At 64.5% G+C, this 15,443-nt stretch carries 13 protein-coding genes; 3 read left to right on the forward strand and 10 right to left on the reverse strand.

What is annotated here, in order from left to right; all coding sequences use genetic code 11:
• Positions 1-126: 126 nt before the first annotated feature.
• Together sixA and V8683_RS09440 are read left to right on the forward strand one after the other, a co-directional pair.
• Entirely contained in the window at positions 127-591 is a 465-nt protein-coding gene (sixA, locus tag V8683_RS09435) for a phosphohistidine phosphatase SixA (protein WP_411189056.1), read from the forward strand.
• A gap of 231 nt (positions 592-822) precedes the next feature.
• Positions 823-1,641 carry a GNAT family N-acetyltransferase gene (locus tag V8683_RS09440; RefSeq protein WP_411189055.1) on the forward strand — a complete coding sequence of 273 codons (819 nt, stop codon included), beginning with the start codon at positions 823-825 and terminating at the stop codon, positions 1,639-1,641.
• A gap of 77 nt (positions 1,642-1,718) precedes the next feature.
• On the opposite strand, the gene ppx is transcribed toward V8683_RS09440, so the two are convergent.
• Positions 1,719-3,299 (reverse strand): exopolyphosphatase, encoded by a 1,581-nt coding sequence (gene ppx / locus V8683_RS09445; RefSeq protein WP_411189054.1) that lies wholly within the window; start codon positions 3,297-3,299, stop codon positions 1,719-1,721.
• A 216-nt stretch (positions 3,300-3,515) separates the two neighbouring features.
• Here ppx and ppk1 point away from each other — a divergent pair, with 216 nt between their 5' ends.
• Positions 3,516-5,579 carry a polyphosphate kinase 1 gene (ppk1, locus tag V8683_RS09450; RefSeq protein WP_411189053.1) on the forward strand — a complete coding sequence of 688 codons (2,064 nt, stop codon included), beginning with the start codon at positions 3,516-3,518 and terminating at the stop codon, positions 5,577-5,579.
• Positions 5,580-5,702: 123 nt separating this feature from the next.
• On the opposite strand, the gene phoR is transcribed toward ppk1, so the two are convergent.
• The 9 genes from phoR to folP form a co-directional block, all read right to left on the reverse strand.
• Entirely contained in the window at positions 5,703-7,016 is a 1,314-nt protein-coding gene (gene phoR, locus V8683_RS09455) for a phosphate regulon sensor histidine kinase PhoR (protein ID WP_411189052.1), read from the reverse strand.
• A gap of 130 nt (positions 7,017-7,146) precedes the next feature.
• Entirely contained in the window at positions 7,147-7,848 is a 702-nt protein-coding gene (phoB, locus tag V8683_RS09460) for a phosphate regulon transcriptional regulator PhoB (RefSeq protein WP_027795211.1), read from the reverse strand.
• Positions 7,849-7,878: 30 nt separating this feature from the next.
• Positions 7,879-8,583: a phosphate signaling complex protein PhoU gene (phoU, locus tag V8683_RS09465; RefSeq protein ID WP_411189051.1), complete on the reverse strand. Its 705-nt coding sequence runs from the start codon at positions 8,581-8,583 to the stop codon at positions 7,879-7,881.
• A gap of 19 nt (positions 8,584-8,602) precedes the next feature.
• Positions 8,603-9,457, reverse strand: coding sequence for a phosphate ABC transporter ATP-binding protein PstB (gene pstB, locus V8683_RS09470; protein WP_411190516.1), 855 nt, complete (start codon positions 9,455-9,457; stop codon positions 8,603-8,605).
• A gap of 21 nt (positions 9,458-9,478) precedes the next feature.
• Positions 9,479-10,375 carry a phosphate ABC transporter permease PstA gene (gene pstA / locus V8683_RS09475; RefSeq protein WP_411189050.1) on the reverse strand — a complete coding sequence of 299 codons (897 nt, stop codon included), beginning with the start codon at positions 10,373-10,375 and terminating at the stop codon, positions 9,479-9,481.
• A complete protein-coding gene (gene pstC, locus V8683_RS09480; protein WP_411189049.1) occupies positions 10,372-11,358 on the reverse strand; it encodes a phosphate ABC transporter permease PstC in 987 nt (328 codons plus the stop codon). The genes pstA and pstC overlap by 4 nt, the downstream gene beginning before the upstream one ends.
• A 180-nt stretch (positions 11,359-11,538) precedes the next feature.
• Positions 11,539-12,570 carry a phosphate ABC transporter substrate-binding protein PstS gene (gene pstS / locus V8683_RS09485; protein ID WP_411189048.1) on the reverse strand — a complete coding sequence of 344 codons (1,032 nt, stop codon included), beginning with the start codon at positions 12,568-12,570 and terminating at the stop codon, positions 11,539-11,541.
• Between the two features lie 354 nt (positions 12,571-12,924).
• The gene (gene glmM, locus V8683_RS09490; RefSeq protein WP_411189047.1) at positions 12,925-14,277 is read right to left on the reverse strand and encodes a phosphoglucosamine mutase; all 1,353 of its coding nucleotides are present in this window, start codon (positions 14,275-14,277) and stop codon (positions 12,925-12,927) included.
• A 51-nt stretch (positions 14,278-14,328) separates the two neighbouring features.
• Entirely contained in the window at positions 14,329-15,237 is a 909-nt protein-coding gene (gene folP / locus V8683_RS09495; protein WP_411190515.1) for a dihydropteroate synthase, read from the reverse strand.
• Between the last annotated feature and the right edge of the window lie 206 nt (positions 15,238-15,443).

Below are 15,443 nucleotides of genomic sequence, written 5' to 3' on the forward strand. Positions count from 1 at the left end.
TCTCACCCTCCCCCGTCAAACTGCGCCGCCTCGCCTTGCTCCTGCCACCCCGGACGTGCAAGATGCGGAGACAGGGCAATCGCCCTACGCCACCCTACGCTGCCCGATCCGATCCAGGAAACGCCAATGCACCTCATCCTCTGGCGCCACGCCGAAGCCGAAGACTTTGCCGCCAGCGATCTCGCACGCCAGCTCACCACGCGCGGGCGCAAGCAGGCGCAGAACGTGGCGAAGTGGCTGCGCGCCCGCCTGCCCGACGACACCCTTATCCTCGCGAGCCCCGCGGCCCGCACGATCCAGACCGCCGAAGCGCTGACCGACCAGTATCGCGTCGTGCGCGAACTCGCGCCCAATGCGAGCGTCGATGCCGTTCTCGCCGCAGCAGGCTGGCCGCAAGGCGCCGCGCCCACGGTCCTCATCGTCGGCCATCAGCCCACGCTCGGCGAAGTGGCGGCGCGCCTCCTTTCCAGCGGACAGGACCCGCGTAGCTGGGCGCTCAAGAAGGGCGCCGTGGTCTGGCTCGCCAGCCGCGAGCGCAACGGCGACGAGCAGGCCGTCCTGCACGCCGCGATCACACCCGACCTGATCTAGCAGCAACGCCATCACAGCCGCCCGCCCTCCGCGGGCGCGCCACCCAGGCCCTTGCCACCCGCTACGACGGCAACGGCCACTTCGGCTGCCCAGGCATCCAGCGCAGCCCTCTTCCCACCTACACCCACCTTACGCCCAGTCACCGAATCGTCATTGCGCTGCCATGTAACCGTAACCGCGCCTTACTACATTTGCCGGAAAAGTTCCGTTACCTCCCGACCAGGACGACCCATGCGAGATCTGCCGACGCCCATCCTGCCGCTCGCCTCGACGTTGTTCGAGACGAACCGCCGCCTGCCGCGCGCCGAAGAAACGATCACCGCGCAGCATCGTCTGCAGGTGGCCTGGGCTCGCAGCGACGAAGAGCTGCGCGAAGCCCAGCGCCTGCGCTACCGCGTGTTCGCCGAGGAAATGGGCGCGCGTCTCACGGGCCCGGCCGGCCTCGACGTCGACGCGTTCGACCACTACTGCGACCACCTGCTCGTGCGCGATCTCGACACGCTCAAGGTCGTCGGTACCTACCGCGTGCTGCCGCCGCACGAGGCCACGCGTGTCGGCCGCCTCTACGCCGAGAGCGAATTCGACATCTCGCGTCTGGCCCACCTGCGCCCGAAGATGGTCGAAGTGGGCCGCTCCTGCGTGCACCCCGACTACCGCAGCGGCGGCGTCATCATGTCGCTGTGGGGCGGGCTCGGCGCCTACATGACGCACAACGGCTACGAAACGATGCTCGGCTGCGCAAGCGTCTCGATGGCCGACGGCGGGCACTACGCCGCCAACCTCTACGCCGCGCTCGGTGCGAATGCGCTGACCGCGCCCGAATATCGCGCGTTCCCCCACACGCCGCTGCCGGTCGAGGAACTGCGCACGGGCGCCCCGGCCGTACCGCCGCCGCTCGTCAAAGGCTATCTGCGCCTCGGCGCGAAGATTTGCGGCGCGCCCGCCTGGGATCCCGACTTCAACTGCGCCGACTTCCTCACGCTGTTCCGTCTTTCGGAGATCAACGAACGCTACGCGCGCCACTTCCTCGGCGAAGCAGCCGGGCACTGAGCACAAGCCGCAAAACCGAAATACAAACGCCCGGCTCGCAGGCCGGGCGCTCTCATTGCGGGCACCGCAAAAAACGATCAGTCCTCCGTATAAACCACGCGATACGGCATGCCGATCTTGCCCCACTCCGCCGCTTCCTGCACGAGGTTGTAATCGGTAAGCGGATTGTTCTGAACCCACGAGTTGGGCAGGCGCACTTCATAGCCATTGCCATCCAGCGCCACCGTAATCTCGGGCAGCCCCACGTCGGCACGCCGGCGGCACAGCAGCGTCGCAAGGCGCAGACAGGCCAACAGCGGCCATTGCACGTCGCGCGTCTGCGAAAGCTTGCCGAGCTTGCCCACGTGGCCGAGCACGAGCGCCGCGAGCCGCGCCTGGTCGGTGCGCGAGAAACCGGGCATGTCGGCGTTGCTGGCGATATAGGCCGAGTGCTTGTGATAGGCGCTGTGAGAAATCGAAAGACCGATCTCGTGCAGCGACGCGGCCCAGCCGAGGAACATGCGGCTTTCCTCAAGACGCTCCTCGTCGGACTCGCCAAGCTGGTCGTAGAAGCGTATGGCCAGTTCGCCGATACGCCCCGCCTGCGCGCGATCGACGCCATAGCGTCGCATGAAGCCCTCGACCGTGATCGTGCGCATGTCCTCGTGCTGCGAGCGCCCGAGCAGGTCGTAGAGAACACCGAGTCGCAGTGCGGCGTCGGTGGTGTCGGCATAGTCGATGCCGAGTTCCTCGAACACGGCGATCATGATCGAGAGGCCGCCCGCCAGCACCGGAATGCGGTCGGGCTTGAGCGCGACGAGCTTCAGGCGGTTGACGTTCTCGGCCTTGATGAGCGCGCGCTTGAGCCGTTCGAGGCCGCCGCGCGTAATGCCGTGCGTGATGCCCGGGTCGTTGAAGCCGTTGGCCTCGACGAGTTCGGCGAGCGCGCGCGCGGTGCCCGACGAGCCGATCGCCTGCTCCCAGCCGGTCTTGCGGTAGTCGCCGGAGATGATCTGGATTTCGCGCGTGGCCGCGAGTTCGGCCTGGCGCATCGTGTATTCGTCGACGTTGCCCGACGGGAAGAACTGGCGGCTGTGGCTCACGCAGCCGATATAGAGGCTCTCCATGCGGATCGGCGTGTAGTGCGCGCCGATGATGAACTCGGTGGAACCGCCGCCGATGTCGACAACGAGCCGCTTGCCCGCGCTCGCCGGCACCGAATGCGCGGCGCCGGCATAAATAAGGCGCGCTTCTTCGCGCCCCGCAATCACTTCGATCGGAAAACCCAGCGCGTTTTCGGCTTCGACAAGAAACTCGCGCGAATTCTTGGCGACGCGCAGCGTGTTGGTCGCAACCGCGCGCACGTGATCGGGATGGAAGTCGCGCAGACGTTCGCCGAAGCGCTTGAGTGCGTCCCAGCCGCGCACCTGCGAGGCGCGGTCGAGCATCTTGTCCCTGGAGAGACCGGCGGCAAGGCGGACCGGCTCGCGCAGGGCGTCGACGGGATAGATCTGGCTGCCGGCTTCGGTCTCTTCGACCCGGCCAACGATCAGGCGAAAACTATTGGAACCAAGATCAACGGCAGCAAGCAGTTGGGGGTTGGTGACCATCGAGGGGGCGGGCTCCATGCGTGCGAGCGCGGCCATTCGGGCGGCGGCCGCGCTGTTCAAATGTGTCATTTTAAGCGTACCCGCTTTCACAATGTCGCTCCTCATGCCAGCAAGGATGAACTAGTGAGCATGAACCACTGTGCATCATTACGAACCGCGTTGTCTTTTTCGTGAAAATGCAGCGTAAAATTTATGACACCGCGAATGTCACAATAAAGTCACCAAACTGTGCGAATTTCCGAGCGTCCGTTCGAATCCAACCCTGACATTCAGTTTTCATTGCCGATGTCCATCCGCTACCCCTTACTCAATCGCGAGCTGGGCATTCTGGGATTCAACGAGCGCGTGCTCGCGCAAGCGGCCGACCCTTCGGTCCCCTTGCTCGAACGCCTGCGCTTCATCTGTATCACCAGCAGCAACCTCGACGAATTCTTCGAAGTCCGTATGGCCGGGCTTCAGGAACAAATACGCGACAACCCGGGCGCGCTTTCGCCTGACGGCATGTCCCTACAGCATGTGTACGACCTCGTGGTCGAGCGCGCGCAGCGGCTCGTGCACCGTCAGTACAGCATGCTGCACGATACCGTGCTGCCGGCCCTCGAGCAGGAAGGCATCTACTTCCACGGCACCGACGCCTGGAACGAAGCGCAGACCGAATGGGCGCGCCGCATCTTCCTCGACGAATTGCTACCCGTTCTCACGCCAATCGGGCTCGACCCCGCGCACCCGTTCCCGCGTGTGCTCAACAAGAGCCTGAACTTCGTCGTCGAGCTCGAAGGCAAAGACGCCTTCGGGCGTCAAGCCGTCATGGGCATCGTACAGGCTCCGCGCGCACTGCCGCGTCTCGTGCGCATGCCGCAGGAACTCTCGGGCTTCCAGCACGGCTTCGTGCTGCTCGGCTCGCTCCTGCAGCGCTTCATCGGCGAACTGTTCCCGGGGCTCGTCGTGCGCAGTTGCAATCAGTTCCGCATCACGCGCAACAGCGAGCTCTTCGTCGACGAAGACGAAATCACGAATCTGCGCGTCGCGCTGCAGGGCGAACTGCCCGCGCGGCACCTGGGCAATGCCGTGCGCCTCGAAGTATCGGCCGACACGCCGGTGCAGCTCGTGAAGCGTCTGCTCGACGAAAGCGGCCTCACCGAAAAGGATTGCTATTACGTCGACGGCCCCGTGAATCTCGTGCGCCTCATGCAACTGCCCGAGATGGTGGACCGCCCCGACCTCAAATTCGTGCCGCACGTCCCCGCGATTCCGAAGCGCATCGCCGCGAACAGCAATCTGTTCGACGTGATCGATCAGGGCGACGTGCTGCTGCATCATCCGTACGAAAGCTTCCAGCCCGTGCTGGAACTGCTGCTGCAGGCCGCAAACGATCCGAACGTGGTCGCGATCAAGCAGACCATCTACCGCACTGGTACCGACTCGCCGCTGATGGACGCGCTCATGCAGGCCGCGCGCAACGGCAAGGAAGTGACGGTAGTGGTGGAACTGCTCGCGCGCTTCGACGAGGAAACCAACATCAACTGGGCCTCGCAGCTCGAAGCCGTGGGCGCACACGTGGTCTACGGCGTGGTGGGCCACAAGTGCCACGCAAAAATGATGTTGATCGTGCGCCGCGTGTCCCAGAACGGCCGCATGGTGCTGCGTCGCTACGTGCACCTCGGCACCGGCAACTACCACCCGCGCACGGCACGCCTCTATACGGACTTCGGCCTCCTGACTTCCCAGCCGAAGATCTGCGAGGACGTGCATCACGTCTTCCAGCAGTTGACCGGCATCGGTGGCGAACTGCCGCTGCACGAGCTGTGGCAGTCGCCGTTCACGCTGCATCCGAAGCTGGTCGAAGCCATACGCGCCGAGGCCCACGCGGCGCGTGCCGGCAAGAAGGCGCGCATCGTCGCGAAGATGAACGCGCTGCTCGAACCCACCGTGATCGACGAGCTTTACGAGGCCTCGCAGGCTGGCGTGAAGATCGATCTGATCGTGCGCGGCGTCTGCTCGCTGAAACCCGGCGTACCGGGCCTCTCCGAGAACATCACGGTGCGCTCGATCGTCGGGCGCTTCCTCGAACATCACCGCATCTACTACTTCTATGCCGGGGGCGAGGAGAACGTCTATCTGTCGAGCGCCGACTGGATGGACCGCAACCTGTTCCGCCGCGTCGAAGTGGCCTTCCCGATCGACGACCGGCGCCTGAAGCGCCGCGTGATCGCCGAAGGTTTGTCGACCTTCCTCGGCGACAACCAGTCGGCATGGCTCATGCAGAGCGATGGTCACTACCGGCGCCGCCGCGCGGGCAAGTCGGTGCGCAATGCGCAGTTGAGCCTGCTCGCGAAGTTCTGCCCGTGACGCCGTAACGTTATCGCGCCGCGTCGTTTCGTGCGACGCGCGCCGCAAGCAAAAAGGCCGCGCAATTACGAATTGCGCGGCCTTTTTATCGCCCGGACGAAGCGTGCCGTAAAGCGTGCCGTCTCACGCCGGCGTCGGCTGCCGCCGCGCCGTACGCCCGACCGGGAAGCGCACCGTAAACGTACTGCCGCGCCCCTCCTCGCTCTTCACCTCGAGCGCCGCATCGTGGCGCTGCAGCACGTGCTTGACGATCGCGAGGCCCAGCCCCGTGCCGCCCGTGTCGCGCGAGCGGCTGCGGTCCACGCGATAGAAGCGCTCAGTCAGACGCGGAATGTCCGCGGACGGAATGCCAAGGCCGCTGTCCGTCACCGAGAACACGGCGCTGTGGCCCTCCTCGCGCCACGACAGGTGCACCGTGCCGCCTTCCGGCGTATAGCGCACCGCGTTGGTCGCGAGATTGCCGAGCGCACTCAACACTTCGGTTTCCGAACCGGTCACGCTGAGGCTGTCGTCGAAGTCGGCCGTGATGCGATGATGACCGCCCGAAAGATTCTCCGCATCCTCGCACACATGGCAGAGCACCGCGCGCATGTCGACCATGTGATCGCCGGGCTGCTGCCCTTCGCCTTCGAGCTGCGCGAGCACCAGCAGGTCCGTCACGATGTGGCGCATGCGCGCCGCCTGCTGCTCCATGAGTTCGAGGTAACGCGCCCGCTCGCTCTCCGAAAGCGGCAACTCGTGCATCGTTTCGAGGAAGCCCGACAGCACGGTGAGCGGCGTCTTCAATTCGTGCGAAACATTCGCGACGAAGTCACGGCGCATCGCGTCGGTGCGTTCGAGCTCCGTGATGTCCTGCGAGAGCACGAGCTTGCGGTTATCGCCATACGGAAACACCTGCACCGAAATCACGTTCTGCCGCTTTGCGCCCATGCCGCGCATGATCAGCATGTCTTCGTAGCGGTTGGAGTTCAGGTAGCGCACGAAGTCCGGCTGCCGCACGAGGTGCGTGATGTGCTGGCGCAGGTCGCGCTTCGCATCGAGCCCGAAATGCAGTTCGGAAATGGCGTTGCACCACTCGATCTGGTCATGGTCGTCCAGCATCGCGACGCCATTGGGCGAGGCCTGGATCGCCTGGATGAAGCGCGAATGCTGCTGCTCGACCTGGCGCACCTGGGCGTGCCAGCGTTTCGCGAGCTTGTGCAGACGGTAATAGATTTCGCCCCAGACGCCGGGAGCGCTGGGGACTTCGCCGTAGACCGGCGCATCGAGCAGGCGCCAGAGACGCTGCTTGTGAAACGTGCTGAAGAGCATTTGCGCGAGCAGCGCGGCGACCGCCAGCGCAAGCGCGACCTTGACGCCGAATAGCGCACTGACGCCCGTGCACACGAGCGCGAGCAAAACGATGGAAACGAAGGAGCGCGCCCAGATGATGTTCATGTTCCGTTGATCTGAAAGAGACAGTCCGAACGGGGACGCCTGGTCGGGGCGCGCTGCATCGATGCGCGAGCGGCACGCAATCACACAGATCCGCGCCGCGGCGTGCAGCGCGGCTAAAGCAAGTCGTGCGTCAAGCGCTCTTCGCGAGACGGTAGCCGCTACCGCGCACCGTTTCGATCATAGCATCGCACCCCGCCGGCTTGAGCGCGGCGCGCAGCCGCTTGATGTGCACGTCCACGGTGCGCTCTTCGACGAACACATGGTCGCCCCACACCTGGTCGAGCAACTGCGTGCGGCTGTGCACGCGCTCGGGGTGCGTCATGAAGAAGTGCAGCAGCCGGAACTCGGTCGGGCCGAGGTCGAGCTTGATCTCGCTGCCTTCGGCATGCGCGGCGACGCGGTGCGTGGCCGGATCGAGCTTCAGGCCGTTGATCGCGACGACGTCCTCGGTAAGCTGCGGCGCACGGCGGCGCAGCACCGCCTTGATGCGCGCCATCAGCTCTTTCGGCGAGAACGGCTTCGTGACGTAGTCGTCCGCGCCGATTTCGAGGCCAAGCACCTTGTCCTGCTCGTCGCCGCGTGCGGTCAGCATGATGATCGGGATGTGCTTCGTGCGCTCGTTGTTGCGCAGATCGCGCGCGAACGACACACCCGACTTGCCCGGCAACATCCAGTCGAGCAGGATGAGATCGGGCAGCACGTCGCTGATCAGGTTCTGCGCCTGTTCCGCGTTGTATGCACGAATCGGGCAATGCCCCGCGTGCTGCAGGTTCACGGAAATCAGCTCCGAAATCGCGGGCTCATCTTCGATGACGAGAATGCTGCTAGGCATCGGCACCTCTTGACCTTTTATCCAGTTAACTCAGCTCAATGCTTCACGTTCGAGCGCGTCGCGCGACTTGTGCCGCACGTCGGTGCCCTTCACGATGTAAATGATGAACTCCGCGATGTTCTTCGCGTGGTCGCCGATCCGCTCGATCGCCTTGGCGATGAACAGATAGTCGAGTCCCACCGAGATCGTGCGCGGATCTTCCATCATGTACGTCACGAGCTTGCGCACGAACGCGCGGAATTCCTCGTCGATGGCCTTGTCGTCGCGCACGATCTGCGCGGCGGCAACCGTGTCGAGGCGTGCGAACGCGTCGAGCGCGCGGCGCAGGATCGAGACAGCCATCTCGCCCGAGACCTTGATCTCGGCGATGTTCACGCTGCGCGAGGCACCGTCTTCGAGCAGACGCTTCGTGCGCTTCGCGATCTTCTCGGCTTCGTCGCCGGCGCGCTCGAGGTTCGTGATGGTCTTCGAGATCGCGAGCACGAGACGCAGGTCGCGCGCGGCCGGCTGGCGGCGCGCGATGATGTTGCTGCACTCTTCGTCGATCTCGACTTCCATCGTGTTGAGGCGGTCTTCCGCGACGATCACGCGCTCGGCGGCTTCGCCGTCGAATTCGTTGAGCGCCTGCATCGCCGTGATGATCTGCGATTCCACGAGGCCGCCCATTTCGAGAACCTTCGACGAAATGAGGTTGAGGTCGGCGTCGAACTGGCTGGACAGATGCTTGTCGGACATAATTTCCTCCCTCTCCCGGTCAGCCGAAACGGCCCGTGATGTAGTCTTCCGTTTCCTTGCGGACCGGCTTGATAAAGATCTTCTCGGTGTCGCCGAACTCGATCAGCTCGCCGAGATACATGTATGCAGTGTAGTCCGAACAACGCGCGGCCTGCTGCATGTTATGAGTGACGATCACGACCGTGTAGTCGCTCTTGAGCTCGGCGATCAGCTCTTCGATACGGCCCGTCGAGATCGGGTCGAGCGCCGAGCACGGCTCGTCGAGCAACAGCACTTCGGGGCGGATCGCAATGCCGCGCGCGATGCACAGGCGCTGCTGCTGGCCGCCCGAGAGGCCGTAGCCGCTCTGGCCCAGCTTGTCCTTCACTTCGTTCCAGAGCGCGGCCTTGGTCAGCGCCCACTCGACGCGGTCGTCCATCTCCGGGCGCGAAAGCGTCTCGAACATCTTCACGCCGAACGCGATGTTGTCGTAGATCGACATCGGGAACGGGGTCGGCTTCTGGAACACCATGCCGATACGCGCACGCAGGAGCGAGATGTCCTTGTTGTAGGTCAGCAGGTTCTCGCCGTCCATGAGGATCTCGCCTTCCGCGCGCTGCTCCGGATAGAGCGCATACATCTTGTTGAAGGTGCGCAGCAGCGTGGACTTGCCACAGCCCGACGGGCCGATGAACGCCGTCACCTTGCCTTCGGGAATCTGCAGGTTGATGTTCTTCAGCGCATGGTATTTGCCGTAGAAGAAGTTGAGGTCCTTCACCTCGATCTTCGGCTTGCCGAGCGTTTGCTCATGCGCACCCTGGGCGGGATCCGCAGGTTCGAAACCCGCAGCCGGCACACTGGCGTGGCCGGCGGTGTTGATGTGACTTTCTGCCATGTTCATCGGATGACTCCGCCCTTACTTTTTCGAAAAGATGCCGCGCGCGAGAATATTCAGCCCCAGCACGCCCAGCGTGATCAGGAAAACACCGGCCCAGGCGAGCGATTGCCACTGCGCGAACGGGCTCATCGCAAACTTGTAGATCGTGACCGGCAGATTCGCCATCGGCTGATTCATGTTCACGCTGAAGAACTGGTTCGACAGCGCCGTGAAAAGCAGCGGCGCGGTTTCGCCGGCAATGCGCGCCACGGCCAGCAGCACGCCCGTCACGATGCCCGCCACGGAGGCCTTCAGCGTGATCGACATCACCATCTTCCACTTCGGGGTGCCGAGCGCGAAAGCCGCCTCGCGCAGCGCGTTCGGCACGAGCTTGAGCATGTTCTCCGTCGTGCGGATCACGATGGGGATCTGCAGCAATGCGAGCGAGATCGCACCGGCCCAGCCACTGAAGTGCCCCATCTTCGCAACGAAGAGCGCGTAGACGAACAGGCCCACGACGATCGAGGGCGCCGACAGCAGAATGTCGTTGATGAAGCGCGTCACGCTGGCGAGCCACGCCTTCTGGCCGTACTCGGCGAGATAGACGCCCGCGAGAATGCCGATCGGCGTGCCCACGAGCGTAGCAATGCCGACGAGCAGCAGGCTGCCGACGATCGCATTGGCCAGACCGCCGCCATCGGTGTTCGGCGGCGGCGTGGACTGCGTGAAGAGCTGCACGGAAAGTCCGCCCACGCCGAGCGAGAGCGTCGTATAGAGAATCCACACGAGCCAGACGATACCGAACGCCATGGCGGCGAGCGAGCACGTCAGGGCGATCGCGTTGACCACGCGGCGGCGGTGCTGCAGCTTGCCGCGCATCTTCTCCAGTTCGGCGCCGTAGGTGGCGCCCGGAATCAACATCCGCGGCTCGCTCATCGTGCGCCCTCCGCTTTTTCGAGGCGCAGCAGCATGACCTTCGAGATCGCGAGCACGATGAACGTGATCACGAACAGGATCAGGCCCAGCTCCATCAGCGCGGAAGTGTGCAGGCCCGGTTCCGCTTCGGCGAACTCGTTGGCGAGCGCCGAGGTGATGCTGTTGCCCGGCGAGAAGAGCGACACGTTGTCGAGCAGGTTCGTGTTACCGATCACGAACGTGACAGCCATGGTCTCGCCAAGCGCGCGGCCGAGGCCGAGCATCACGCCGCCGATCACGCCGGTCTTCGTGAACGGCAGGACGATCTTCCACATCACTTCCCAGGTCGTGCAGCCGATGCCGTAGGCCGACTCCTTGAGCAGCACGGGCGTGACTTCGAACACGTCGCGCATCACCGAAGCAATGTACGGAATGATCATGATCGCGAGGATCACGCCGGCGCACAGAATGCCGATGCCGATAGGCGCACCCTGGAACAGAGCCCCGACGAACGGAATACCGCCGAGCACCTGGCCGATGGGCTTCTCGAACCACTGCGCGAAGATCGGCGCGAACACGAGCAGACCCCACATGCCGTACACGATCGACGGGATCGCGGCCAGCAGTTCGATGGCGATGCCAAGGGGACGGCGCAGCCACGCGGGCGAAAGCTCGGTGAGAAAGAGCGCGATGCCGAAGCTCACGGGCACGGCGATGATGAGCGCGATGATCGAGGTGGCGATCGTGCCGTAGATGGGCACGAGCGCGCCGAACTGCTCGCTGGGTGGATCCCAGTCGGCAGTCCAGAGGAATGCGAAGCCGAACTTCTGGATCGTCGGCAGCGAAGCAATGATGAGCGACACGATAATGCCGCCGAGCAGCAATAACGTGACGATAGCGGCGAGGCGCGCAAGGCCGCCGAAAATGATGTCGCCGACCGGACTGGGCGCTTTTTGTTGCGCCGCGTTGCCGGACGGATTCGACACGAGCGGGAAGTCGGACATGGTGACCTGTTTCCAGATGCCGTCAGGTGCGAGCCTGGCGGCCGTCATGCAGCTGGGGACTGCAGCCCGTCCATTCTCCGGCCTTACAACCGGATAACGAACGGTCTCTTTCAAAACGGCCGAACGGGGCTCGCGCGATTTTCGCGACGGCCCCGTCCGGCTTGGCGTCAAGCCTGCCTTTTATTCAGCGATCGGCTTGCCGCTCGCGTCCTTGACCTTCGTCTTCCACTGGGACTGGATCTCGTCCACGACCGATTGCGGCAGCGAGATGTAGTCGAGGTCGCTCGCCGCGGCACCGCCGTTCTTGAACGCCCAGTCGAAGAACTTGAGCGTTTCCTTGCCCTGGTCCGGCTTGTCCTGCGCGGTGTGCAGCAGCACGAAAGTCGCGCCCACGACCGGCCATGCGTCCTTGCCCGGCTCGTTCGTGAGGATCTGGTAGAACGACTTCTTCCAGTCGGCACCGGCTGCAGCAGCCTTGAACGTCTCGGTATCCGGCTGAACGACCGCGCCCGCTTCGTTCTTCATGGCAGTGTAGACCATGTGGTTTTGCTTCGCGTACGCCCACTCGACGTAGCCGATCGCGCCCGGCAGACGCTGCACGAAGGCCGCGACGCCGTCGTTGCCCTTGCCGCCCGTACCCGTCGGCCAGTTCACGGTCGTGCCTTCGCCGATCTTGCTCTTCCAGTCGGGGTTGACCTTCGACAGGTAGTTCGTCCAGATGAAGCTCGTGCCCGAACCGTCGGCGCGGCGGACCACGGCGATGTCGAGGTCAGGCAGCTTGACCTTCGGGTTCAGCGCGACGATGGCCGGATCGTTCCACTTCTTGATCTTGCCGAGATAGATGTCGCCGAGCACCGGGCCCGACAGCGTGATTTCGCCGGCCTTCACGCCCGGCACGTTGATCGCCGGCACGACGCCGCCCACCACCGTCGGAAACTGGAACAGACCATCCTTGGCAAGATCGTCGTCCTTCAGCGGAGCGTCCGAGCCCGCGAAGTCGACGGTCTTGGCGAGGATCTGCTTGATACCGCCCGAGGAGCCGATGCCCTGGTAGTTCACCTTGCCGCCGCCCGACTTTTGATAGGCGTCCGCCCATTTCGTGTAGATCGGTGCTGCAAAGGTGCTGCCCGCGCCGGTGATATCGGCTGCCTGCGCTGCAATCGCGAAGAGCGCGCCAGCAACGCCAGCGAGCGCGGTTTGCATCAATTTCATGAGACCTCCAGTGTGTGAGCGGATGAACGACACCGCGAAGCTTAGGGTCTCTATGTGACAGTACCGTGACGATTCATGAATTGAACATGACAATACGATTACCGGATGAAAGGCGGGACTTGGCTGGAGAAGGGACTGACTTCAAGGCTGTTGCGGCCTGTACAGCAAGCATTTGAGGACGCGCCGCAAAGGTTTGCAGCCTGCGGCGGGAGGACGCAGCGCGGGTGGTTTTGGCGAATTTACCTGTCACCGAAAGCGTATTGAAACCTCTCTGGGCAAGACACCTGTGAGGCCAGAATCAACGTGCGCGGTGGTAGCGTTGTCGCCGCGCACGATGACTAAAGGAGTTCCGGCTCAGGCAATGGAGCGTTGGACCGTCTCGGCTATCGCTTCGGCGTGTTGATTGGCGTCGCGCTCCTCGCGTGCCTCGACCATCACACGCAGCACCGGCTCCGTGCCCGAAGCGCGGATCAGCACGCGGCCGCGGCCCTTGAGCTCGGCCTCGGCGTCGGCAATCGACTTCTGGATCGTGGCGTTGCCCTTCCAGTCGGCACCCTGCGCGATACGCACGTTGATGAGCCGCTGCGGAAACAACTGCACGCCATCGAGCATCTCCGCGATCGTCTGCCCGCTGCGCTGCATCGCGGCCAGCACGAGCAGCGCTGAAACGATACCGTCGCCTGTCGTGTGGCGATCGAGCGACAGGATGTGCCCCGAGCCCTCGGCGCCTAGCTGCCAGCCGTGCTCGCGCAACTGCTCCAGCACGTAGCGGTCGCCCACGGCGGCGCGCACGAATTTCACGCCAAGGCGCTCGACGGCCTGCTCCACGGACAGGTTCGTCATCAGCGTACCCACCGCGCCTGCCACCTCGCCGTCCGTCGCGATGCGATCCTTTACGAGCACGTAGAGCAGTTCGTCGCCGTTGAAGAGGCGCCCGTGCGAGTCCACCACCTGCAGGCGGTCGGCATCGCCGTCCAGCGCGATGCCAAGATCGGCATGATTCGCGCGCACGGCACGCACGAGCGCGTCCGGCGCCGTCGCGCCAACACCGTCGTTGATGTTGAAGCCGTTCGGCGAGACGCCGATCGGAATCACATCGGCGCCCAGTTCATGGAACACGTGCGGCGCTATGTCATAGGCTGCGCCGTTCGCGCAGTCCACGACAAGTTTCAGCCCGCGCAGGCTGAATGCTTGCGGGAAGGTGCTCTTGCAGAATTCGATGTAGCGCCCGCGCGCATCGTCGAGGCGCCGCGCGCGGCCAAGCTGGGCGGACGGCGCACAGTCGAGCGGCAACTCCAGTTGCTCCTCGATCTGCGTTTCGACTTCGTCGGGCAGCTTGTTGCCGTCGGCGGAGAAGAACTTGATGCCGTTGTCGTAATAGGGATTGTGCGACGCGCTGATCACGACGCCTGCCGCGAGCCTCAGCGCCCGCGTGAGATAGGCAATGCCGGGCGTGGTCATGGGACCGGCCAGCATGACGTCGATGCCCGCCGCCGAAAGCCCGGCCTCGAGCGACGCCTCCAGCATGTAACCCGAGATGCGCGTGTCCTTGCCGATCAGCACGGCCGGGCGCGGCCCTGAGGCCGCGGCCGAACCGGCGAGCACCTTGCCCGCCGCATAGCCGAGCCGCAACACGAAATCGGGCGTAATCGGCGCCGAGCCGACCTTGCCGCGCACTCCATCCGTTCCGAAATAACGACGTCCCATCCTTCGATTCCCCTCTTTCTGCACGGCGTCTGTTCAGTTCCGCGTTCAAGGTTATACACGGTGGGCCGGACGGCGCGCGGCTTCGCGCACAGCGGCCCATACCTTCAGCGCGTCCACAGTCTGTGCGACATCGTGAACGCGAATGATTGCCGCCCCCCGCTCGGCCGCGCACACCGCGGCGGCCAGGCTGGCGGCGACACGCTCGGGTGCGGGACGGTTGACAAGCGCACCCAGCATCGACTTGCGCGACATGCCTGCCAGCACTGGATACGGCGCCGCCCCCTGCCCCACGCGCGGTGCCGTATCGGGCAGGTGCGCGAGCAGCGCGTAATTGTGCTCGATCGCCGCTTTGCCGAAGCCGAAGCCCGGATCGACACTGATACGCGCCTTCGCGATACCCGCCGCCTCCAGCCCGGCAACGCGCGCCGTCAGAAACTCGCGAACTTCGCCCACGACGTCGACATAAGCCGGCTCGCCCAGTTGCATCGTCTGCGGTTCGCCCAGCATGTGCATGACGCACAGGCCGCAATCGCTCGCGCGAACGGCATCGACCGCGCCCGGCATCCGGAAACCCCAGATGTCGTTGATCAGATCGGCACCGGCGGCTAGCGCACGACGCATGACTTCCGGCTTGTACGTGTCGACCGAGAGCGGCACGTTTGCGCTCCGCAGTTGCTCGATGAGCGGAATCACACGTTCGAGTTCCGCGTCGAGCGGCACCGGCGGCGCACCCGGCCGCGTCGATTCGCCGCCGATGTCGATGATGTCGGCGCCGTCGAGCAACATCTGCTCGGCACGGCGCAGCGCCTCGCCGCGCTCGTAGCGGCCGCCGTCGGAAAATGAATCCGGCGTCGCGTTCAGGATCCCCATCACGAGCGGGCGCTCGAAGGTCAGCGTGAAACGGCCGCACTTCAGAGGCTCGGGAGCCGGTTCGGTCGGGAGATTACCCTGCAAAAGCATATTGGGCACGTCAACAAACGTCAGATAGGTAACAAAGCTTGCGCCAGTCGAACGCGGTGGCAAGAAATGTCGAAAGAAATGTGAAGCGGGGCCCGGTTGCCCCCCCCAACGGCCGCCACATTAACCGGCCCCCCCCAAACCCCCGCGGGGGGGCGACCCCGCGTGGACACGCCCCCGCCGGCCCCCCCCCCCCCCCCCGCCCCGCC

It is taken from the genome of Paraburkholderia sp. AV2 (assembly GCF_054968425.1).